We start from the raw sequence: 22,627 nt of genomic DNA, 5'->3' as shown, positions 1-22,627 counted from the left end.
CCACGCCCTGCTAGGACGATTCCTATAGCCCATGGCCCGGTGCCTTGTTCATCGTGGCCGGCACCGCAACACCAACGGAGCTGGCATGGGAACCGGGATGTCCACGAAACAAGCGCCAGACCAACGCGCCCTCACCAGCAGAATCCGTCGCCTGCCGGCGCTCGCGCTCGTCGTCGCGTCCGCCACCTGTGCGCAGACACCTGCCGCCTCACCGACGCCGCCGGCCCAGGAACCCGCCGCCGCGGCCTATCGCCCTCACACGCTGGACGAATTCCCGGAACTGACTCCGGAGGAAATCGGGCGGCGCTTCCTGGCCCTGGCCGACAGCCTGACGTCGTTTGACGAACTCACGCTCGACCGCCTGCACGCGGTCATGCGACTGCCGTTGACGCGCCTGCCGGACGCGCCCAGCCCCTTTTTCACGATGCACCTGCCGGCGTCCGGCTGGTACTACGGCTTTTCGTATTACACCAGCCCGGTGGACCCCGGAAACAGAATCGCCATTTACCAGTTCACCAACCGGCCCGCGGGCTGGGACCACAACGACGACCGCGCCGACATGGCGCCGGTGTGCGGCCTGGACTACCCGGCCTACGTGGCGGAACTGAAGAAGAAGGGCTTCGTGGAGCGGGAGGACCTGGCGGAATACGACTCCCCCGTGCCGCCCGCCATCTACAACGCCAAAGGAAAGCAGATTGGCTTCGAGGAGCGCCGGTTCTTCCGCCTGCCTGTCTACTTCTTTTCGCGAGGCGATGTTGGAATCGTCATCCACGAACGGCGCGAAGCCGATGCCCCGGAGGCGAAGCTGTATCACGCCTGTGTAGAGCGCATCAGCATCGGAAGAATGTACTGAGTCATGGCCCACCCCAACCCTCGATTGCAAGCCGCGATTGCTCAATTCACTGGGCAACCCGGCGTCACGTCGGAGCAGGCGGCGCAGCTGCAGGCCGCCGTCACCCGGGAGGCCGGCCTGCTGCGCCAATTGAACCAGGCCGCCGCCGACGGGCAACTCCAGGGGTTTGCCCTGCTCCAGGGCGGGGCCGCCCCCCAGCCGGCCGGCGCCTATGACAAGGCCACCGGGATGGTCTCGCTGCCGGCCACCGGCTTCCAGCCCGGCGACACGGCGCCCAGCGCCGACCTGGTCGCCACGCTGCGGGTGCAGGAGATGGCGGTGCGTTTCGCCCATGGCAGCTACGTGGACGCCGCCCACGTCACCCGGCCGGTCACCCAGGACATGCTCGTCAACCTGCAATCGGCCCTCAATGGTTCGCCGCTGCTGGCCGCCGAGCTCAAGCGGGCGGTCACGCCGCCAGGCCCCGGGCAGGCCGCCCCCTTGCAGCACTTCGCCTTGCTCAGTGGTACCTTAGCGGGCGGCACCTACAGTTCCGCGACCCGCACCATAAGCCTGCCGCCAGGCAGCCTCGCCGTGCCGCCGGCAACGTTCGCCGCGGCGGATATGACCTTCGTGCTGGGGCATGAGATTCAACACGCTTTCAACGCCCAGGACGCGCAGCGCGCCCGCGACGCCGCCTACGCGCAGGCCCGGCAGATTGCGCGCGACCGCCATCCGGTCAACGACTACACCGTCGTCGTCGGCACGGTGATTCAATCCGGGCGCGAGGACGAGGCCAAAGCGCAGATTGCCGGCTGGAATGCCCTGCTCAGCCGTGAACAACACGCAAACCCTTCCGCAAATCTGACCGATATTTGGTCGTTGGCTACGAGACCTCAAGATCGAACTGTTCGGATTCTGGATTTCGTGATGGAAAATCCTGCGGTATCCGGCCAGGCCGTGGCCCTGCCGGGTCTGTCTTTCAACCTAGACGGCAGCCTGTCGATGACGCCAACGAATGTGGCGCAAGTAGGCAAAAACTACTTCGACAAGCCGCCCAGGGGCGCACCCGGCCTGCCCGCCCGTCAGACCACCGGCCTCGGGTTCCACGGCGACTCGGACTATCCCAATTACTACGCGGCCCACGCCGTCAGCAGCATCATCGCCATCGAGCGCACCTACGCCCGCCCCATTCGCGGTGTGGTCCCACGCATGCAGATCGACATGGCAAGCCTGCGCCTGCGCGAGGACCTGATGGAACGCAACGGCATCACGATCGCGCGGGATCCAGGCACGCCACACCCCTACTACGACACCAGCCAGTCGCCGGCGGCCTTGCATCACTTCGACCATACGCACAATCCGGAGCACGCCGATGAAATCAATGCCCATCGGCACATACCGATCGCCCCAGGCGCCTGGCCAGGAGCCCACGGAGACGTTCACTGGCATGACAACGACGCTCCCTTTTCCCGGACAGGGCAGGATGTCCCGTCATCGCCTGCCGTTCCGGAACAGGCCGTGTCACGACAGCGACATCCCCTGGTCGCCCAGTATTTCGCCGCGCTGGAAGCCGGCGACGAACACACCGCACGGACCGCTTCGATGGCCTACGCCACGCCTGAGCGCTGGCAGGGGATGCAGGCCACGGCGGAGCAGCGGATCCTGGAACAACACCGGCAATTGCCAGGCCGGGACAATCCCCTCTTCGGGCAAGCAATGATGCAATTGGAAAAGCTTGGGCCGCAGGCCGGCGGATATCTGGACCGTGTGCAGATGGAACAGATGGCCGGGGTCATCGCCTGTCAAGCCAAGCTGCATCGCCTGCCCCGCATCGATGCGCTGACGCCGAGCGGAGACGGCCAGACGCTGCTGGCCGCTTCAACCCACCCGAACAACCCTTCGCACGTCAACCGTGCTGTCATTGACATGGCACAGGCCACGACACAGCCCCTGGAACAAAGCCTGCGGCAACTCACGACTGAAACACTGCGCCAACAACAAGAGCAAGCCCTGTTCCAGCCCCAGACACGGTCGATGGAAGCGACACGAACGGGTTTTTCACGATGATGCCGCGGCGGAAAAAGTGACATGAGCGAAACCACCCGGGATACCCTGGCACAGATGGCGCTGGCCGCCGGACGGCTGGAAACCTTGATTGTCCGCTTGCAGCAACAGGCCGTGCAGGCGCAGGCGGCACTGCAAGCGACCCGCGAGCAGGAAGAGACCCGATTCAGGCAGGCCATGGGGATGCAATTCCAGGATTTGCAGCAGCGACTGGAAGCGGCACTGCGCCCCAGGGTGGCATGGACCTGGAAGGTCATCACCGTGCTGGCCGGCTTTTCGGTGCTGCTGCTGATGGGATATGGGCTGCTGGTGAAACAGGCCGATGCACGGCTGCGCGCCGCGCAGGCGCGCGCGGATGCCATAGAAGTGAAGGCTGAAATCCTGGAAGCGTCGCGGCATATCGAAATCACATCCTGCGGCGGTCACCCCTGCATCAGGATCGACCGGGAAACGCCCACCTGGAAGAGCAGAGGCCGCGAGTACATCCTTGTGCATGGACAGCCCGGCAGGGAGCAGCGCAAGCAGCCATAGACTGCCAGCGCTGAACCAGGCTGGGCATCACGCCCATGCCGCACATCGCCCCGGATCTCGGCGAGTTCCACTTCCGCCCTCCTGTTCGAAGGCGTCAACGAAGGCTCCGACGACGAGTAGCTGGCCTCGCTGGGCTGAGCCCGCGTTCCCGAGCGGCGGCGGACCCCTCAGTCGCCGCCATCGCGCCCTGCCGCCATTCCATGGCGGTGAGGTCGCGCATCCCGCACCTGCGTCCGCCCGCGCGGTTGCGGCGCCTTCGTGCCGATTGCTAGGCTCGCCACGGTCCACCGTTGCGGAGTCCGTCATGAAGCTGGCCGTTTCGCTGTTCCTGTCTTCGCTGCTCCTCGTGTCCGGCGTCGCCACCGCCGCGCAGCCGGCGCCGTCAACGCGCCCGGCGGGCTATTTCGACAACACAGGACGCGACGACGTGTTGTCCGGCGGCGCCCGCATGATCCCGATCCACACGCCGGTCGGCGACTTCAAGGTCTGGACCAAGCGGGTCGGCAACAATCCGCGCATCAAGCTGCTCCTGCTGCACGGCGGTCCCGGCGCCACCCACGAGTACTTCGAGGCCTTCGACAGTTTCCTGCCCGCGGCGGGCATCGAGTACTACTACTACGATCAGCTCGGTTCCGCCTACAGCGACCAACCCGATGATCCGCGCCTGCTGGACACCGCGCGATTCGTCGAGGAAGTGGAGCAGGTCCGCCAGGCGCTGAAGCTGGACAAGGACAACTTCTACCTGCTCGGCCACTCGTGGGGCGGCATCCTGGCGATGGAGTACGCGCTCAAGTATCCGCAGCACCTCAAGGGCCTGATCATCTCCAACATGATGTCCAGCATTCCCGCGTACAACGACTACGCGCACAAGGTGCTGGAACCGAAGATGGACCCCGCCGCGCTGGCGGAGATCAAGCAACTGGAGAAGGACAAGCGCTTCGACGATCCACGCTACATGGAACTGCTGCAGCCACACTACGAAGCGCATGTCCTGCGCATGCCCGGCGCGCAATGGCCGGAGCCGGTCAACCGTTCCTTCGCCCACATCAACAAGAAGGTGTACGTGCCCATGCAGGGTCCCAGCGAGCTGGGCGCCAGCGGCATCCTGGCCGACTGGGACCGGACCGCCGATCTCGGGAAGATTCCGGTGCCCACCCTCGTCATCAGCGCGCGCCACGACACCATGGATCCGGACTACATGGAAATGATGAGCAAGCGGCTGCCGAAGGGCCGCTACCTGTTCTGTCCGGAAGGCAGCCACATGGCGATGTACGACGACCAGGCCACCTACGTGAACGGGCTGATCGATTTCCTGCTTGATACCGACGCGGGTCGCTGATCCGAAACACCGTCCTGTGGGAGCGGCGTGAGTCGCGGAATGGCTGGCGGCAATATCGCGAATCGCGACTTGCGTCGCTCCCGCAGGCAAGCGTCAATCCTCGTAAAGCTCCAGCGGCAAATCGTCCGGATCCGCGAAAAAGGTGAATCGCCGCCCGGTGAATTCATCCACCCGGATCGGCTCCACCGCCACGTCATGCGTTTCCAGATGGGCAACGGCGGCGTCGAGGTCCGCCACCCGCAGCGCCAGATGGCGCAGCCCGCAGGCCTCGGGACGGGACACGCGCGCCGGTGGCGAGGGAAACGAGAACAGTTCGATTTGGACGTGTTCGTCCACCCGCAGATCCAGCTTCCAGGAGTCGCGCGCCTCGCGGTAATGCTCCGCAATCACTTCCAGTCCCAGCACCTCGACATAGAAACGCCGCGAACGCGGATAGTCCGAAGCGATGATGGCGACGTGATGGATGCCGATAAGTTTCATGCAGACCATTCTATCCCTGCGTCCTGTGGGAGCGACGCAAGTCGCGAACTCTCACCAGATATCGCGATCCTTGAGCAAGCGGTCGCAACTTGTGTCGCCCCCACAACGGGGTGATACCGTTAGTGCGCCGCCGCCGCCTCCGCGCCCGCCGTACCGGCCGCGGGATGCTTGCCGCTCTGCATCATCAACACCAGCGGCATCGAGACCAGGGTCAACAGCATCATCAGCTTGAAGTCGTTGAGATAGCCGATCGCCGCCGACTGCCGCATCACCTCGACGTTGAGCAGCGCGGCGCCGCTCACGGTATCCGGATTCCACATCGGCGGCAGCAGCGTGGTCTCGGCGCCGAAGGCGGGGATGCGCGCGCCAATCTCGGCGTGGTTGATCTGGCCGGCACGCGACAGCAGCGTCATCACCACCGAAATGCCGACCGACGAGCCGATATTGCGGACCAGGCTGAAAAGCCCGGCCGCCTCGGTGCGCTGGTGGGGTTCGAGGGTGGCATAGGCGACCGTCGAAATCGGTACGAACACCAGTCCCAGCCCCAATCCCTGGATGACGCCCAGCCAGACAATGGCCGACATCGACGCGGTCGGACCGAACTGGGTCATGCCGTGCAGCGAGAGCACCATCAGGCCCATGCCGATCAGGATCGGTCCACGCGCATCCACACGCCCCAGCAGGCGCCCGACCACCATCATGCTGAGCATCGTGCCGACACCACGCGGCGCCAGCACCAGACCGATGGTCAGCACCGGGTAGTTCATCAGCGTGCTCAGATAGGGCGGCAGCAGCGCGAGGGTCGCGAACAGCACGATGCCGACGATGAAGATCAACGCGCAGCCGACCGCGAAGTTGGCGTTCTTCAGCAGGCCGAGATCCAGCAGCGAATGCTCGCGATGGCGCCACCACCACAAGGCATAGGTATACAGCGCGAGGAATGCCAGCGCCGCCTCGATCTGGATCTCCAGGCTGTCGAACCAGTCCTCGCCCTGTCCGCGATCCAGGAACAGCTGCAGCGCGCCGATGCCCAATGCCAGCAGGCCCAGTCCGATACCGTCGAGCGGACGCTCGTGCGGCTGATCCTTCTTCACGCTGGCGAGGATGCCGATGAGGGCGAGGATGCCGATCGGCAGGTTGATCAGAAACACCCAATGCCAGCTGTAGTTCTGGGTCAGGAAGCCACCCAGCGGCGGGCCGAGGATGGGGCCGACCATGATGCCCATGCCCCACATCGCCATCGCCGCGCCGTGCTTCTCCTTGGGAAAGGCATCCAGCAGCAGCGACTGCGAGATCGGCACCAGCGAGGCGCCGAACACGCCCTGCAGGACCCGGTAGAACACCATCTCGCCGATCCCGGTGGCGATGCCGCACAGCAGCGAGGCCACGGTGAAACCGCCCACCGCGATGATCAGCAGGCGACGCCGGCCCAGCCGGCCGGCCAGCCAGCCGGTGACGGGCGTCAGGATCGCGGCGGCCACGATGTAGCTGGTCAGCACCCACGACACCTGGTCCTGGGTCGCCGACAGCGAGCCCTGCATGTCGGGCAGCGCGACATTGGCGATGGTGGTGTCCAGCGCCTGCATCAGCGTCGCCAGCATCACCGACACCACCAGCAGAGTGCGGTTGCCGTTCGCGTCGTTGTTCTTCAATCGGCTGATCATGGCATCACGGCCCGCGGGTGGCCGCGGCGCCAGCGGGCGGCCACGGCCTGGAATCAGGAGTCATCCCGGAGCGCCGCGGAACCCACCACGACTCCACCACAGCGCCGCGATACGATCCGCAGACGCCCGGAATGACGAAAACTTCGGAAATCAGCGCGCCGCCGTCGCCTTGCCGGCGTGACCACCACCATCCGCTTCGCGCAGATCGACCTTGACGTCGGCGCTCATGCCTGCGCGCAGTTGCGGCGCATCCTGCTTGTCGGCGCCGTCAATCTCCAGCCGGACCGGAATGCGCTGCACGATCTTCACCCAGTTGCCGGTCGCGTTCTGCGGCGGCAGCACGCTGAACTCGGCGCCGGACGCCGGCGCGATCGAGGCCACGTGCGCCTTCCATTTCACACCCGGATAGGTATCAACCTCGATGGTCGCCGGCTGGCCGACACGCATCCGGGTCAGCTCGGTTTCCTTGAAGTTGGCTTCCACCCAGATCGGATTGGTCGCGACCAGCGGCATCGCGGTCTGGCCGACGTTGATGTATTCGCCGACCTGCAGGTCGTGCAGGCCGATGATGCCGTCGACCGGCGCGCGCACTTCCGCGTGCGCCAGATCCAGCCGGGCCTTGGCCAGCATCGCCAGCGCACCGCGATAGCCCGGCAGTTCCTGCAGGGGCGTGCGCGCGCTGCCGCTCAGCGCGGCGTTGGCTTCCGATTCCGAAGCTATCGCGTCGGCAAGATCGGTCCTCGCCTCGGCCACGGCATGGCGCGCGTCGTCCAGCATCTTGCGCGAGACCAGTTGTTGGCCGGCGAGCTGCTGCATGCGGGCCAGATCACGCTGCGCCCAGGCCAGGGTTTCCCGCTTGGCCGATACCGACGTGCCCGCGCCGGTCACCTTGGCGCGGCTGGCGCTGGCCGTGTTCGCGACATAGGCCAGGGTGGCTTCGTTCTGTGCGAGCGCGATCTGCAACGGCTCGGGATCGATGCGGAACAGCAGGTCGCCCTTCTTCACCGCCTGGTTCTGGGTCACCGCCACTTCCACCACCCGGCCGCCGACCTGCGGTGCGATGAGGATGCGCTCGGCCTTGATGTAGGCGTTGTCGGTGCCGACCTCGCGACTGGACACCATCCATTCCCAGCCGAAGAAACCGATGACCGCGGCCGGTGCGGCAATCCACAGCCAGACCGGCACGCGCCGGCGTTTGGGAGATGCGGGAGTGGCCGCCTGCTCGGCGGCGGCATTGATCTTGGTGGTCATGGTGGTGGGGTCAGGACTTGCGCAGGGAGGACTCGCCGCGGCTGGCGCGGTCGAGCTGGGAAAGGGTTTCGCGGATCTGGGACAGCACCTTCAGCGTGGTCTGCAGTTCGCCTGCCTCGACCTCTGCGAGGCTGTCCTCGCGCAGACCGGTGGCCACGCCCTCGATCAGATCCATCAGTTCGTTCGACTGCGGCGACAGATGCAGCCGCCAGCAGCGGCGATCGGCGGGATCGTTGCGGCGCTCGACGAAACCGGCCTTCTGCAGGCGATCGACCACCCGGCCGACCGCGATCGGTTCCATATCCATCACATCAGCCAGCGCCGCCTGGGTCAGCCCTTCGTTCTGATGGATGCGCTTGAGCGCGCGCCACTGCACCCGGGTCAGACCCAGGTGCGCGGCGCGCCGATCGAACACCCGGCCGTACAGGCGGCTGAGGTCGGCAATCAGATAGCCGAGGGAGGCGGGGGACACCGGGTCATGGGGCTCGCTCATGGCTGCCTATGATATAGCTGCCTAGGCAACAATATAGAGGGATGCCAGTTTTCTTGAACGGACGTTCAGCTTGAAGAGCCCTTGGACTCTCGGGACGGAAAAAGAAAAACGCCGGCTTGTGGCCGGCGTTTCCGGGGCTTTCTATTGGAATCCCGGTTCGCCGAGCGGGCTCGGCGCCACAGGGCTCAGCCTTCCCACTTGCCCAGCGCGGCCAGGCCATTGTCCTTGGCGCGCGCATAGACGGTGGACTGGGCCTTGGCGAAGTTGCCCTTCAGATCCTCGGACCACAGCTTCAGCGCGGCCTGCTGCATGGCGCGGCCATACGAGAACGACAGCGGCCACGGCAGTGCGCCCAGACGGTTCATCGCGTCCAGATGCGCGGTGGCGTCCTCGTCGCTCTGGCCGCCGGACAGGAACACGATGCCCGGCAGGATCGCCGGCACCGTGCTCTTCAGACACATGACGGTGGATTCGGCGACTTCCTCGACGTCGGCCTGATCCGGGCAGTCCTTGCCGGGAACGACCATCGAAGCCTTCAGGATGGTCCCTTCCAGCAGCACGTTGTGCTCGTACAGGGCGGCGAACAGCGAACGCAGCACCGCTTCGGTGACCTCGTAGCAGGTCTGGATGTCGTGCTCGCCATCCATCAGCACTTCCGGCTCCACCATCGGCACCAGCCCGGCTTCCTGGCACAGCGCGGCATAGCGCGCCAGCGCGTGCGCGTTCGCCTCGATGCAGGTGCCGGTCGGGATGTCCTCGCCGATGTTGATCACCGCGCGCCACTTGGCGAAACGGGCACCCAGCGCGTAGTACTCCTTCAGGCGATCACGCAGGCCGTCCAGGCCTTCGGTGACCACTTCGCCCGGGCAGCCGGCCAGCGGGTGGGTGCCCTTGTCGACCTTGATGCCCGGGATGATGCCGTGCTGGGCCATGTACTTGGCGAACGGCACGCCGTCCTTGGTCGACTGGCGGATGGTCTCGTCGTACAGGATGGCGCCGGAAATGTAGTCGCTCAGCTTGGGCGTGGTGAGCAGCAGCTCGCGATAGGCGCGGCGGTTTTCCTCGGTGTTCTCGATGCCCACGCCGGCGAAACGCTTGGCGATGGTGCTGGTGGATTCGTCGATCGCGATGATGCCCTTGCCCGCGGCCACCATGGCCTGGGCGGTTTCGGCAAGCTGTTCGATGCTCATGTGGGTCCTGGAGGAGCGGCGGGAAAGATACCAATTATAGCCCAATCGATGGAGCGGCTTGGGCCACGGAAAATCTGCAAACGGTTACAAGCATGGCGTAACAACGGAGTGACGATTCAGTCCAAAGCGGACTCCTCCGCTTCCAACCGACCATAACGCCACCGGTGCACGAGCCGGGCCAGGCCAGGTCCCTGAAGCAGGAAAACACCTGCCAACCCGGCTTCGATCAACAACGTCAAGCCCTGTACCGCCAACGGCTCGCTTGCACCGTCCAGTTGCAGGTAGCCAACGCTCGAACGAGACAGCATGACCCATTGGCTCAATAGCGGCGCCACGTCGCGCAGCACCTGGAACAGGAAGTAGGCGCCGATGATCGAGAACGCCAGCCCCAGCCAGGTGCGCGCTTCGATCCGGCTCTCGAACACGGGTTCCTGCGGTCGTGCCAGCGCCAGACGCGCCAGCTTGTCGGCGAACAGCCAGGCCAGACCCAGCACCAACGCCGGCAGCAGAATCCCCGCCAGGCCCAGCCAGATCGCATCGCCTTCGTATGCACCATCGCGCATGGCGATCATCAGGCCGGGAACCATCAGCAGAAGGGAGGCGGAGAACCACACCACGACGGCGCGAATCGCGACGCACAGCAGCGTGTAGGCATTGGTCCTGGTCATGGACTCCGCTTCCATTCGTTGGGCGAGTGCGTGCAGCCTCGCCCGAATGGAGGGTAATTACAACTCGCCCAGACCCTCGGCCTGTCCCTGCATGCCGATCTGCAGCAGGCGCAGGGTGTTGGTGGCGCCATGCTTCTCCATGTGATCGCCGCTGGTGAAGATGATGCGGTCGCCCTCGGACAGCAATTGGCGGTCGTACAGGCAGCGCATCGCCTCGCGCGCGGCTTCGCGCGGCGCCAGCCCGCGGCTGTCGAACGCGATCGGGAACACGTCGCGCATCATCGCCATCCGCCGGCGCGCGCCATCATGGCGGGAGAACGCATACACCGGCGCGCGCGCGCGGAAGCGCGACAGGTAGCGGGCGGTGCCGCCGGACTCGGTCATCGCGACGATCGCGCGAACGCCGATGTGCTCGGTCAGGAACATGGCGGCCATCGCGATCGCCTGATCGGCGCGCGCCAGATCGCGCGGCGCCTTCTCGAAGTCGGTATCGGTCTCGAACTGCTTTTCCGCGCCCAGGCAGATGCGCGCCATCGCCTCGACCGCCTTGACCGGATAGCTGCCGGCGGCGGTTTCCGCGGACAGCATCACCGCATCGGTGCCATCGATGACCGCGTTGGCCACGTCCAGCACTTCGGCGCGGGTCGGGATCGGATTGTCGACCATCGATTGCAGCATCTGGGTCGCGGTGATCACGACGCGGTTGCGCGCCAGCGATTCGCGGATGATCTTCTTCTGCAGACCGGGCAGTTCGGCGTCGCCGATTTCCACGCCCAGATCGCCACGCGCCACCATGACCACGTCGCTGGCTTCGACGATCTCGGCCAGGTTATCGATCGCCTCGGTACGCTCGATCTTCGACACCAGCGCGGCATCGCTGCCGTGTTCGCGCGCGATCCGGCGCGCTTCGTTCATGTCCTCGGCGTTGCGGCAGAACGACACCGCGATGAAGTCCACGCCGATCTCGGCGACGATCGCGATGAGTTCCTTGTCGCGCTCGGTCAGCGCGCCCAGCGACAGGCCGCCGCCGAGCTTGTTCAGTCCCTTGCGGTCCGACAGCACGCCATCGTTGAGCACGGTGGTGATGATGCGTTCGCCATCGACCTGCTCCACCCGCAACTGCATCAGGCCGTCATCGAGCAGCAGCGTATCGCCGTGGGTCACGTCGCCGGGCAATCCCAGATAGCTCACGCCGACCTGGGAAACGTCGCCGGCAGGCGCGTTGGCGCTGGCCACCAGGTCGAAGCGCGCGCCCGCCTTGAGCACGATCTTGCCTTCGGCGAAACGCTCGATGCGGATTTTCGGCCCCGGAAGATCCGCCAGGATGCCGACCTCGGCCCCGGCGCGCTGCGCTGCCGCGCGCACCGCGGCGGCACGCTTGGCCTGGCCGGAGGGATCCCCATGGGAGAAGTTCAGGCGAACCACGTTGACGCCGGCACGGAACAGCTCGTCAAGCACGCCCGGCGGGTCGGTGGCCGGTCCGAGGGTGGCGAGGATCTTGGTGCGGCGCTGGCGTTCGATCATTGGTACGGTTCCCTGAATTGGCGCAAACGCTACCACACCGTGCGCATGCTGCAATGCTGGTGACGGCAACGACGGAAACCGTACGTCGGAGACTGCGTGCCCGCGCGGGAAGGAATCCATTGAAACCGCTGTTTTCATGCGGTTTCGCGCGCATCAGTGATGCGCCGATACTGGTATTTTTTTGGTCTCGTGAGTGCGTCGCCATGCTGCGATCGCACCCCGGTTTGCGCGCCCGCACACGGGCGGGCGCGGTACTCAGGCGAGCAGCGCGCGCAGTTCCGCGGGCATCGCGGCGAGCCGATCCGCACCGGCCTGGCGCAGTTCCGCTTCGCCACCGAATCCCCACAACACGCCGATGTTGCGCATGCCGTGGTGGCGCGCGCCATCGATATCCATGTGGCGATCGCCGATCATCCAGCACTGCGCGGGCGACAGCGACAGGCGGCGCATGGCCTCGGCGATCAGCTCCGGCTTGTGGCTGAGGCTGCCATCGATGGTGGAACCGATCACGTCCTCGAAACGATGGCCGAACGGCAGGTGGTCGATGATCTTGCGCGCGTGCGGTTCATTCTTCGCGGTGACGATGGCCAACCGGTGTCCCCGCGCATGCAGCATCTCCACCGTTTCGCCGATGCCCTCGTAGACATCGTGCTCGGCCCAGCCATGCGACTCGAAGCGCGTACGGTAATGATCGACGGCCAGCTCGACCTGTTGCGGATCCTTAAGCAACGGGCCAAAGCTGGTGCGCAGCGGCGGACCGATCCACCGGCGCAGTTCCGTCTCCGGCGGAATCGGATGCCGCATCTGCTCCAACGCATAGGCCACGCAGCGGGTGATCCCGACGGCGGAATCGATCAGGGTGCCGTCGAGATCGAAGAACAGGGTATCGCGCGTCACGAGCCGCGGGCCTCCAGCGCGGCCACGGCCGGCAAGGTCTTGCCTTCCAGGAATTCCAGGAACGCACCGCCACCGGTGGAGATGTAGCTCACCTTGTCGGCGATACCGTACTTGTCGACCGCGGCCAGGGTGTCGCCGCCACCCGCGATCGAGAACGCCGACGATCCCGCGATCGCGTGCGCCAGTGCCTCGGTGCCCTTGCCGAACGCGTCGAATTCGAACACGCCGACCGGGCCGTTCCACACCACCGTGCCCGCCGAACGGATCAGTTCCGCGTAGCGCTGCGCGGTCTGCGGACCGATGTCGAGGATCAGGTCATCCGCGGCCACCGCGTCGACGGCCTTCACCTCGGCCGGCGAAACCGCCTTGAATTCCTTCGCCACCACCACGTCGGACGGCAGCGGGATGTCGGCGCCACGCGCCTTGGCGTCGGCATCGATTTTGCGCGCGGTATCGAGCAGATCCGGCTCGTGCAGCGACTTGCCGACCGCATGGCCGGTGGCCGCGATGAAGGTGTTGGCGATGCCGCCGCCGACGATCAGCTGATCCACCTTGCCGACCAGGTTGGACAGCAGTTCCAGCTTGGTCGAGACCTTGCTGCCGGCGACGATCGCCAGCAGCGGGCGCGCCGGCTTGTCCAGCGCCTTAGCCAGGGCGTCGAGCTCGGCCATCAGCAACGGTCCGCCAGCGGCTACTTTCGCGAAGCGGATGACGCCATGGGTGGAGGCCTGCGCGCGGTGCGCCGTACCGAACGCATCCATCACGAATACATCGCACAGCGCGGCGTATTGCTTCGACAGCGCTTCGTCGTCCTTGCCCTCGCCCAGGTTCATGCGGCAGTTCTCCAGCAGCACGACCTGACCGGGCTTCACATCGACACCCTCGACCCAGTCGCGCACCAGCGGCACATCCACGCCCAGCAGTTCCGACAGGCGCGCGGCCACCGGCGCCAGCGAATCGGCCTCGCTCCATACGCCCTCCTTGGGGCGTCCCAGATGCGAGGTGACCATCACCGCCGCGCCCTGCTCCAGCGCGTGCTTCAGCGTCGGCAGCGACGCGGTGATGCGCTGTTCGGAGGTGATCCGGCCGTCCTCTATCGGCACGTTGAGATCCTGGCGGATCAACACGCGCTTGCCGGCGAGGTCGAGGTCGGTCATGCGGACGATGGACATGGGCATTCCTTCGGGGCGGGGAAAGACGCCTATTGTCCCGGCTGCGCGCAGGCGCCGCAAACCGCGGGCCTCAACCCGCGGGCGGCGGCTTGCGCAGCAGGCTGAAAGCGAATCCCGCCACCAGCAGGGCGCCGGCCACGAGCAGGCCCCACAGCAACCAGGCCTTCCAGTCGCGCTGCGGCGGCGCGGGCGTCAGCGCCGCATCTCCGGCCACGACCCGGGCCGGCCCGAGCGTCGCCAGCGCCGGTTGCCACGCGGCACCATGCTGTTGCCGAAGCGCGGCCACCAGCTCCACCAGGGGCGCGTCGTCACGCCGGGTGCGCGCGCTTCCGGCCGCAAGGGTGAACGGCGCCTCGCCCTGCGCAACGAACACCAGCGTCTCGGGCCGGTAGCCCAGACGCAACCGCGGCGTCTCCACCGCGACGCCGCGCGCGGCGGTCAGTCGCCAGTGGCGGTCCCGGCGCATGCCATCCAGCGCCTGCGGCGGCGAGGCATCGGTGCGCCCGCCGGATTGCAGGCGATAAGCCACCCACGGCGCCGCGGCCTGGCGCCACGGCGCCGTGGTCGCATCCCGGGATTCCAGGGTCCACGATTGGGTGCTGTTGCCGGGCAACCGCACGTCCGCGCGTTCGATCGGGAAACGGCCGGGCAGGCTGAATTCGTAATGCACCGTGCCGTTCGGATCCTCGCCGCGGGTCGCCGGCAATTCCTGCCAGGCCCACGCCGGTTCGCTGCCGGCCTGCGCCAGCTCGGCCTCGATGCGTTCCAGGCGCAGGGCCGGATTCGCGGCCAGCGGTACCAGTCGCAGGTAGCGCGCTTTCGCCGTCGCCACTTCGATGCGATCGCGCACGACCCGCTGGCCCTGATTCTCCAGTTCGACCAGGTGCGCTTCGTCCTGCACGCTCCGCCAGTCACGGAGATTGTCGGAGGCCAGCACCTGGTAGGCGCGATCGAACGGTGCCTGTCCCGCGGCCCAGTGAATCCGCAGCGCGATCGGCGCCGACGTCAGCCGGCTGGCATCGATCAGGATGCCGCCATCCCGCGCATCCGTGCCGCGCAGTTCGACCCGGCGCAGACTGCCATCGGTGGCGATCTCGCTGATCGCGGCGATGTCGCGCGAGGCCGCGCCGGTCATCGCCGGCAGTGGAAACCACGGCAACGCTTCAAGCCGCGCGGGCGCGACCTCCGGCCGGACCGGATCGAACAGCGCGGCCGGTACCGGCCGGCCGCGTACATCGAACACCTCCAGATCACGCAGTCCGGACGACTGCACCTGCCGGTAGATCGCCTCGTCGAGCACCACCCGATAGGCGCCCGCCTCCGCTTCGGATGCGGTCAATGGCCACTCGCGCGCGTAGTCGCTGCGGGAGCCCGCCAGGGCCACCACGGGCAGGAGCGACAGCAACAGTCCCCGCGCGGTGCGTGATGCGATCGGATTCATGCGCGTTCTTCCTCGTTTTCCAGGGTGGCCGGGCGCGGCGGCGCCGGCGCCAGATAGCCCACGACCGTGCACAGCAGGCCGTAGGCGATGAAGGACGCGATGCCCAGCACATCGCCCAGGTTGCCGCGGTCCACCAGGATCAGCTTCACCAGCACCACGCCCATCAGCACCGCGCCAGCCAGCCACAGGCCGCGCTGGCCGCGCCGCGACCCGGCGATCCAGCCGAGCACGCCCAGCACGCTCCATACAACCGTCAGGCTGGTCTGGGCCAGGCCGGTCGAAATCAGGTTGCCGTTCCAGGCCACGCTCCCCCAGTGATGCACCGCATGCAGCACGATCGAGGTGATCAGCACGAAGCCGAGCAACGCCAGCACCATCGGCCGCCGCTCCCGCAGAAGCGCCGGCGCCTGCGGCGACCAGACCCAGCAGGCGAACAGCACAAAGGCGGCCAGTTGCGCCAGCTCCAGCGGATTGATCAACGGGATCCACGGCAACGGCGCGGCGCTGCCGGCCAGCCACAGGGACCACAGTCCGGCGACGCCGATGATCAGGAACAGCACCGTCAGCAGCCTGTCGCGATAACCGTTGAACCGTTCGCCCAGCGGCGCCGCCAGCCAGGGCCAGCGGAACAGACCCAACGCGGCCGCGACGAGCCACGGCAGCGCAACGCCCAGCGCGCGCCAGCCCTCGGCGAGTTCGAAGTGCCCGCCCGTCCATTCCAGCAGCATCGACAGGACCGACGGCCATACCAGCAGCCAGACGAACTGCGCCCATCCGGCCAGCGCATGCTCGCTCGAACGCAGACACAACAGGCTGCGCACGCCCAGTACCGCGTAGACCAGCCATGCCAGCGCGCCGTGCCCGCCAAATGGCTGGTCGTGCGCCTGCGCCTGCGCCAACGCCAGCGGCAAGGCGGCGGCCAGACCCAGCAGGGTGGTCGTCGCCAGCGCGGCCGCGGGACGGCGGCGATGCACTTCGGCGGCGATCCAGCCGGTGATGGCGATCAGTGCGAGCACCGCGTCGGCACGCGCATCCCAGGCGATGAACCGGCCAATCTCGTTGACCGTCGTGCCCAGCCACCAGGCCAGACCCCACAGGTAGAAGACCAGCGCGGGCATCTGCCTGGCGTGCGCACGCAATACCCACGCGCTCGCCAGTCCCGCCAGCGCGATCAACAACGCGCCCATGAACTGCGGGTTGGCGATCGCGGTGGCCGGCGCCAGCCGCTCCATGCCCACCACGAAGGCGAACGCCGCCAGCAATTGCAGGCCCGTGCCGCTGATCAGCGGCAAACGGCGTTGCTGCCGCAGTCCCAGCCAGACCAGCGCCGCGCCTTCCAGCGCGAACACGCTGGCGGTGGCGTGCGCGGACAAGGCCAACGGGACCGCCAGGGTGGCGAAACCCACCGCCAGCACCGCATAGGACGGCACCATCCGCTCGAAACCGCCGCGTCGCCGCAGGGCCGCCGCCAGCAACGCGTACAGCGCCGCCAGTCCCAGCGCATTGAAGGCCAGCGGCAGGCGGTCACCGTGCAGCAATCCGGCTTGCAGCGAGAACGCCACCAGCGGTGTGCCGAACACCAGACAGCCTTCCACCAGCCCCCGTCGCCCTTCCGGTTGCCGGCGCGCGTACAGCAGCGGAATGATCAGGTAGAACGCGAAGAACAGCAGCAGGAACGGCTCGGTCGTGGCGAACTTGGACGGCGCGTAGTCGAACACGCCCCAGGCCGTGCCGATGCCGAAGGTGAAGGCGAATCCCAGCAGGTTGAGGATGCGCCAGGGTTTCCACCAGGCCACGCCGAGAATGGCCGCGTTCAACACGGCGTAGTACGAGAACAGCGCGACATGGTTGCCGCTGCCGGTGGACAGCCAGATCGGCGCCAGGAAGCCGGCGAGGATCGCGAACACGGCCAGCGCCTTCGCGTTCTGCAGCACCGCCAGCGCGCCGGCACCCGCGATCAGGATGACGCTCAAGGCAAAGGCAGGTAAGGGCTCCAGCAATTCATAACGCTTGAACGCCGCGAACACCGTCAGCAACAGGATGCCGATGGCGCCGCCCTGCAACGACAGCGCGAAGCTGCGGTTGCTTTCGCGCTTGCGCCAGGCGAACACCAGCGCCGCCAGCGAGGCCGCCGCGATACCGGCAAGGCGCAGTTCGATCGGCAGGCGCAACCAGCCCTGGTCGCTGGCGTACTTCAACAACGCCGCCACGCCCGCGAACAGCACCAGCACACCGATCTTGACCGGCACGTTGCCGACGGTGAACCAGCGCTTGACCGCGCGCAGGCCCAGGCTGATCACATCCGGACGCGGTGGCTCGGCGGGTGCCGGGGGCGTGCGTGGCCGCGGGGGCGCTTCCGGCGCGGCGGATGCGGGCGCCGTGTTCGCGGAAACGGGTGGCAGCGGCGGCGGTACCGGCGCGGCGGCGCGCGGCGGCGGTGTTCCCGGAGAAGGTTGCGGCGAAGTCGCTCGCGTCAGCTCCGCGAGCGTGGGCGAGGCTGCGTCGTCGCTCTGCGACGCCGGTCGGACGCGCTCGCGGACGGGAATGTCGGCACGGGCGTCCTGTGCCATCCCGGCCGCCGCCGCGTTCCGCAGGCCATCCAGTTGCTGCTCCAGCGCCCCCACCCGCCGCTTCAATCCAGCGATGGATACCAGCGCCAGGATCAACAACACCGGAACCGCCAACACGATCAGGCCGATCAGGACCAGCAATCCCGCCAAGTCATCCATTTCCTGTCCTCGTCAAGAAGCCGCGCCGGGCAGACGCCTTCGGCGCATGGCATCCCGCAGCGTCCGGCAAAGCCGGGGCCATTGCAAGAAGCTGGCCCCCGGTCGCCTCCCGTTGTCCGGCGGGTATAGCACGGCGCTACCTGGGTAGGGCGGCGCGCGGAGACGTCCCGGGTCAGCCGCCGCCGGGGCCAGTCATCGGGACCGGCCCGTCGGCGCGGAACAGGCGGCGCGGAACACGCTGTGCAGAAACGCGGAAGGCGCCCGCAGGCGCCTTCGCGTATATGGCCTTCGGAAACGCGGCTTACTTGCCGGCGACCACGCGGACCATCTCCAGGCACTTGTTGGAATAGCCCCATTCGTTGTCGTACCAGCTGACCAGCTTGACGAAGGTGCCATCCAGGGCGATGCCGGCATCGGCATCGAAGATCGAGGTGCGGGTGTCGCCGCGGAAATCGGTGGCGACCACCTTGTCCTCGGTGTAGCCGAGGATGCCCTTCAGCGCGCCTTCGCTCTGCGACTTCATCTCGGCGCAGATCTCGGCGTAGGTGGCGGGCTTCTCGAGTTCGCAGGTGAGATCCACGACCGACACGTCGCTGGTCGGCACGCGGAAGCTCATGCCGGTCAACTTCTTGTTGAGTTCCGGGATCACCACGCCGACCGCCTTGGCCGCACCGGTGCTGGAGGGAATGATGTTCTCCAGGATGCCGCGGCCACCACGCCAGTCCTTGTTGGACGGGCCATCGACGGTCTTCTGGGTGGCGGTGGCCGCATGCACGGTGGTCATCAGGCCGCGCTTGATGCCCCACTTGTCATGCAGCACCTTGGCCAGCGGCGCCAGGCAGTTGGTGGTGCACGAAGCATTGGAGATGATCGCTTCGCCCTTGTAGGTCTTGTCGTTGACGCCGTAGACGAACATCGGCGTGTCGTCCTTGGACGGCGCCGACAGGATCACCTTCTTCGCGCCGGCATCCAGGTGCTTCTGCGCGGTGGCCTTGTCGAGGAACAGGCCGGTCGATTCGATCACCACCTCGGCGCCGACTTCATCCCACTTGAGGTTGGCCGGATCGCGTTCCTGGGTCAGGCGGATCTTCCTGCCGTTGACGACCAGGGTGTTGCCCTCGACCTTGACGTCGCCCTTGAAGCGGCCGTGCACGGAGTCGTATTGCAGCATGTACGCCAGGTAGTCCGGTTCCAGCAGATCGTTGATGGCGACGATTTCGATGTCGTCGGCGAAGTTCTGCACGGCGGAACGCAACACGTTGCGACCGATACGGCCGAAGCCGTTGATACCAACCTTGATCGACATTGCTCGGGACTCCTGCGGCCGCGCCCGGCGCGGCGGGGTTGACGGGACCCCCATTCTATCAGGGCCAGCGCGACTCACATTCCCCTCTCCGGGCCATGCCCTCGCATACCGCCCCCCACCCGTACGTGAACACCGGAACTCACATATTTCCGGACATTGATCCGGATCAAGGCGGGGATCCGGGATGGCGCAGACACTGGCGCCCGTTCCTCACAACCGACAGAACTAAAATGAAAAAGCCCCTTTCCGCCCTCCTCGCCGTCGCCATTGCGGGCTGCGCGCTGCCCGCGTTCGCCCAGTCCAAGGGCGACTGGACGCTCGGCGTCGGCGTCCATCAGGTCAATCCGAAATCCGACAACGGCAAGCTCGCCAATGGCACCCTGGCGCTGGACATCGACAGCGACGTCAAGCCGACGGTGACCTTCGAATACTTCCTGCGCGACAACCTGGGCCTGGAAGTGCTGGCGGCGCTGCCGTTCAAGCACGACATCGAGATCAAGGGCCTGGGCCGGGTCGGCAGCACCAAGCACCTGCCGCCGACCTTCACCCTGCAGTACCACTTCAACAACCAGGGCAAGGTGTCGCCATTCCTGGGTGCCGGCGTCAACTACACCACCTTCTTCAGCGAGGACACCCGCGGCGCGCTGGCCGGCAGCAAGCTGAAGCTGAAGGACTCCTGGGGTCTGGCCGCGCATGCCGGCCTGGATTTCAAAGTCAGCGAACGCGGCGCGGTGCGCGTGGACGTGCGCTGGATCGACATCGACAGCGACGTGAAGGTCGGTGGCGTGAAGCTGGGCCAGGCCAAGATCGATCCGCTGGTCTATGGCGCGGCATATGTGCTGAAGTTCTAAGGTCGTAACCACCGGGACGGGGCATGTCGGTTAAAGTGCCGGCATGACCCGGTCCCTCCTGTTCGCTCTCTTCGCTTTCGTCCTCGCCCTGCCGCTGTCGCCGTCCGCGCATGCGTGGGGACCGCTGGGACATCGCCTGGTCGCGCGTCTCGCCGACACCGATCTGGATCCACGCGCACGCGCCGAGATCCATCGGCTGCTGCAAGGTGAAGCCGATCCCACCCTCGCCGGCATCGCGAACTGGGCCGACAACCTGCGCGAGAACGATCCGGATCTGGGCAGGACCAGCGCACGCTGGCACTACGTCAACATCGGCGAACACGATTGCAGCTACCAGCCCGCACGCGACTGCCCCGACGGCAAATGCGTGGTCGAGGCCATCCGCGCGCAGAGCGCCATCCTCGCGGACAGGAGCCGTCCGGATGCCGAGCGCCTGCAAGCGTTGAAGTTCGTCGTCCACCTGGTCGGCGACGCCCACCAGCCGCTGCATGCGGGCTATGCGCGCGACAAGGGCGGCAACGATTTCCAGACCAGCTACCAGGGCAAGGGCGGCAACCTGCACCGGGTATGGGACAGCGGCCTGCTCGGCAGCCGTGGACTCGACGAGGACAGCTATCTGCGCGTGCTGCGTGCCCTGCCCGCGCCCGCGGCTGACCGCGCAGACGCGCTGCCGCCCACTTCGGCCGATTGGGCCAGGCAGTCCTGCGCGATCGTGGTGGCTCCCGGTTTCTATCCCGCCCGCGCCACCCTGGACGCCGCCTACTACGAGGCACAGCGCCCGATCGCCGAACGGCAACTGCGCCTGGGCGGCGCGCGGCTGGCGGCGCTGTTGAACGCGACGCTGGCGGCACATTGATTCCCCGGCCAGGACGCATTCCGATGAATGTCCGACGCATTGTTTCGCTGGCACTGCTGCTGTCCATGTCATCTGCCACCGCCTGGGCGGAAGATCATCCGCATGCCGCCGCATCCACCGCACCCGCACCGGTGAGCCAGTCGATTCCGCTGGATGCGGCCGCGCGCAGCGGATTGCCGCGCGAGACGGCCGAGTTCAGCGCGCATGGCCAGCGCCACGCCTGCGAAGGCGTCGCCCTGATCGCCGTCCTGCGGCGGGCCGGCGCGATGTCGGCCGAACCCCTTCGGGGGGCCGACCTCGCGCGCCGGGTGGAAGCGGTGGCGCGCGACGGCTACCGGGTGACCTTCTCGCTGGCCGAACTGGATCCCAGCCTGGGCAACCGCCGCGTGCTGCTGGCCGATCATTGCGATGGCCAGGCCCTGTCGGCGGCGGACGGGCCATTGCGCCTGGTCGTCCCCGAGGATGCGCGCCCGGCCCGCAGCCTTCGCCAGTTGGACACGCTGACCGTCCTGTCCCCCTGAATCCACCCGGAGCCATCCCATGAGCTTCCCTGTTCCCGTTCGCCGAAATCTGATGCGTCTGTGCCTGATGGCGCTGCTGCCGTGGTTCGCGACCACCTCCATCGCCCAGGAACAGGCGCCGCTGACCGTGTTCGCCGCGGCCAGCCTGAAGGAATCCATGGACGAAGCCGCCGCCGCCTACCAGCGACATACCGGCATTCCGGTACGCGTGTCGTACGCGGCCAGTTCCGCGCTCGCACGCCAGATCGATCAGGGTGCGCCCGCCGACCTGTTCTTCTCCGCCGATCTGGAATGGATGGATTACCTGCAGCAGCGGGGCAAGGTCGACGCCGCGCAGCGGCGCAACCTGCTCGGCAACCGATTGGTCCTGATCGCACCGAAGGCGAGCACGCTCAAGGTGGACCTGGGCAAGGCCGGCGCGCTCACCGCCGCGCTCGGTCAGGGCCGGCTGGCGGTCGGCCAGACCAGCAGCGTTCCCGCCGGCAAGTACGCCCGCGCCTCGCTGGAAAATCTCGGTCATTGGAGCGGCGTGCAGACGAAGCTGGCGGAATCCGAAAGCGTGCGCGCCGCCTTGATGCTGGTGGCGCGAGGCGAAGCGCCACTGGGCATCGTCTACCTGTCCGACGCGCTCGCCGAACCGGCGGTGCGCATCGTGGCCACGTTCCCCGACGACAGTCATCCGCCCATCGTCTACCCGGTCGCAGCGTTGCGCGGTGAGCGCAACGCCCAGGCGCAGGCGCTGGTGACCTGGCTGGCCTCGCCGCAAGCCGCGACGATTTTCCAGCGCCGCGGCTTCGTCCTGCTGAAGTAGGCCG

General features: G+C 66.9%; 20 protein-coding genes. 8 read left to right on the top strand and 12 right to left on the bottom strand.

Annotated features, from left to right (window positions below; genetic code table 11):
• The first annotated feature begins 85 nt into the window (after positions 1–85).
• The 4 genes from AC3DEZ_RS19630 to AC3DEZ_RS19615 all read left to right on the top strand — a co-directional run bounded on the left by AC3DEZ_RS19630 (position 86) and on the right by AC3DEZ_RS19615 (position 4,769).
• Positions 86–853, top strand: a complete 768-nt coding sequence (locus AC3DEZ_RS19630; protein ID WP_488389699.1) for a hypothetical protein — start codon at positions 86–88, stop codon at positions 851–853.
• A 3-nt stretch (positions 854–856) separates the two neighbouring features.
• On the top strand, positions 857–2,902 hold the full coding sequence (locus AC3DEZ_RS19625) for an XVIPCD domain-containing protein (protein WP_488389698.1): 2,046 nt from the start codon (positions 857–859) through the stop codon (positions 2,900–2,902).
• Positions 2,903–2,923: 21 nt separating this feature from the next.
• Positions 2,924–3,430, top strand: coding sequence for a hypothetical protein (locus tag AC3DEZ_RS19620; RefSeq protein ID WP_488389697.1), 507 nt, complete (start codon positions 2,924–2,926; stop codon positions 3,428–3,430).
• A gap of 304 nt (positions 3,431–3,734) precedes the next feature.
• Entirely contained in the window at positions 3,735–4,769 is a 1,035-nt protein-coding gene (locus AC3DEZ_RS19615) for a proline iminopeptidase-family hydrolase (RefSeq protein WP_488389696.1), read from the top strand.
• Positions 4,770–4,862: 93 nt separating this feature from the next.
• On the opposite strand, the gene gloA2 is transcribed toward AC3DEZ_RS19615, so the two are convergent.
• From gloA2 to gap, 12 genes are all read right to left on the bottom strand, one after another.
• The gene (gene gloA2 / locus AC3DEZ_RS19610) at positions 4,863–5,249 is read right to left on the bottom strand and encodes an SMU1112c/YaeR family gloxylase I-like metalloprotein (protein WP_488389695.1); all 387 of its coding nucleotides are present in this window, start codon (positions 5,247–5,249) and stop codon (positions 4,863–4,865) included.
• Positions 5,250–5,368: 119 nt separating this feature from the next.
• Complete coding sequence (locus AC3DEZ_RS19605; RefSeq protein WP_488389694.1) at positions 5,369–6,913, bottom strand: MDR family MFS transporter; 1,545 nt, start codon at positions 6,911–6,913, stop codon at positions 5,369–5,371.
• A gap of 150 nt (positions 6,914–7,063) precedes the next feature.
• Positions 7,064–8,164: a hypothetical protein gene (locus tag AC3DEZ_RS19600; protein ID WP_488389693.1), complete on the bottom strand. Its 1,101-nt coding sequence runs from the start codon at positions 8,162–8,164 to the stop codon at positions 7,064–7,066.
• A 10-nt stretch (positions 8,165–8,174) separates the two neighbouring features.
• Entirely contained in the window at positions 8,175–8,657 is a 483-nt protein-coding gene (locus tag AC3DEZ_RS19595) for a MarR family winged helix-turn-helix transcriptional regulator (protein WP_447104766.1), read from the bottom strand.
• A 185-nt stretch (positions 8,658–8,842) separates the two neighbouring features.
• Positions 8,843–9,847 (bottom strand): class I fructose-bisphosphate aldolase, encoded by a 1,005-nt coding sequence (locus AC3DEZ_RS19590; RefSeq protein WP_183644257.1) that lies wholly within the window; start codon positions 9,845–9,847, stop codon positions 8,843–8,845.
• A gap of 116 nt (positions 9,848–9,963) precedes the next feature.
• Entirely contained in the window at positions 9,964–10,515 is a 552-nt protein-coding gene (locus AC3DEZ_RS19585) for a hypothetical protein (RefSeq protein WP_488389692.1), read from the bottom strand.
• 57 nt (positions 10,516–10,572) lie between these two features.
• Positions 10,573–12,039 (bottom strand): pyruvate kinase, encoded by a 1,467-nt coding sequence (gene pyk, locus AC3DEZ_RS19580; RefSeq protein ID WP_488389691.1) that lies wholly within the window; start codon positions 12,037–12,039, stop codon positions 10,573–10,575.
• Positions 12,040–12,294: 255 nt separating this feature from the next.
• On the bottom strand, positions 12,295–12,936 hold the full coding sequence (locus tag AC3DEZ_RS19575) for an HAD hydrolase-like protein (protein ID WP_488389690.1): 642 nt from the start codon (positions 12,934–12,936) through the stop codon (positions 12,295–12,297).
• The gene (locus tag AC3DEZ_RS19570) at positions 12,933–14,108 is read right to left on the bottom strand and encodes a phosphoglycerate kinase (RefSeq protein ID WP_488389689.1); all 1,176 of its coding nucleotides are present in this window, start codon (positions 14,106–14,108) and stop codon (positions 12,933–12,935) included. The genes AC3DEZ_RS19575 and AC3DEZ_RS19570 overlap by 4 nt, the downstream gene beginning before the upstream one ends.
• A gap of 70 nt (positions 14,109–14,178) precedes the next feature.
• On the bottom strand, positions 14,179–15,549 hold the full coding sequence (locus tag AC3DEZ_RS19565) for a DUF3999 domain-containing protein (protein ID WP_488389688.1): 1,371 nt from the start codon (positions 15,547–15,549) through the stop codon (positions 14,179–14,181).
• Positions 15,546–18,269: a DUF2339 domain-containing protein gene (locus AC3DEZ_RS19560; RefSeq protein WP_488389707.1), complete on the bottom strand. Its 2,724-nt coding sequence runs from the start codon at positions 18,267–18,269 to the stop codon at positions 15,546–15,548. Before AC3DEZ_RS19560 ends, AC3DEZ_RS19565 begins: the two co-directional genes overlap by 4 nt.
• A 310-nt stretch (positions 18,270–18,579) precedes the next feature.
• A complete protein-coding gene (gap, locus tag AC3DEZ_RS19555) occupies positions 18,580–19,584 on the bottom strand; it encodes a type I glyceraldehyde-3-phosphate dehydrogenase (protein WP_488389687.1) in 1,005 nt (334 codons plus the stop codon).
• Between the two features lie 230 nt (positions 19,585–19,814).
• On the opposite strand from gap, the gene AC3DEZ_RS19550 reads away from it, so the two are divergent.
• The 4 genes from AC3DEZ_RS19550 to modA are packed head-to-tail and all read left to right on the top strand — an operon-like array spanning position 19,815 to position 22,623.
• Positions 19,815–20,435, top strand: a complete 621-nt coding sequence (locus AC3DEZ_RS19550) for an OmpW/AlkL family protein (protein ID WP_488389686.1) — start codon at positions 19,815–19,817, stop codon at positions 20,433–20,435.
• A 43-nt stretch (positions 20,436–20,478) separates the two neighbouring features.
• Positions 20,479–21,291, top strand: coding sequence for a S1/P1 nuclease (locus tag AC3DEZ_RS19545; RefSeq protein ID WP_488389685.1), 813 nt, complete (start codon positions 20,479–20,481; stop codon positions 21,289–21,291).
• A gap of 23 nt (positions 21,292–21,314) precedes the next feature.
• A complete protein-coding gene (locus AC3DEZ_RS19540) occupies positions 21,315–21,812 on the top strand; it encodes a hypothetical protein (RefSeq protein ID WP_488389684.1) in 498 nt (165 codons plus the stop codon).
• A 52-nt stretch (positions 21,813–21,864) separates the two neighbouring features.
• Positions 21,865–22,623 (top strand): molybdate ABC transporter substrate-binding protein, encoded by a 759-nt coding sequence (gene modA / locus AC3DEZ_RS19535; RefSeq protein WP_488389683.1) that lies wholly within the window; start codon positions 21,865–21,867, stop codon positions 22,621–22,623.
• The last annotated feature ends 4 nt before the right edge of the window (positions 22,624–22,627 follow it).

The organism is Pseudoxanthomonas sp. 134C1, assembly GCF_057773065.1.
The sequence above is the reverse complement of the archived record's forward strand: the minus strand, read 5'-3'. Positions and strand labels throughout refer to the sequence as shown.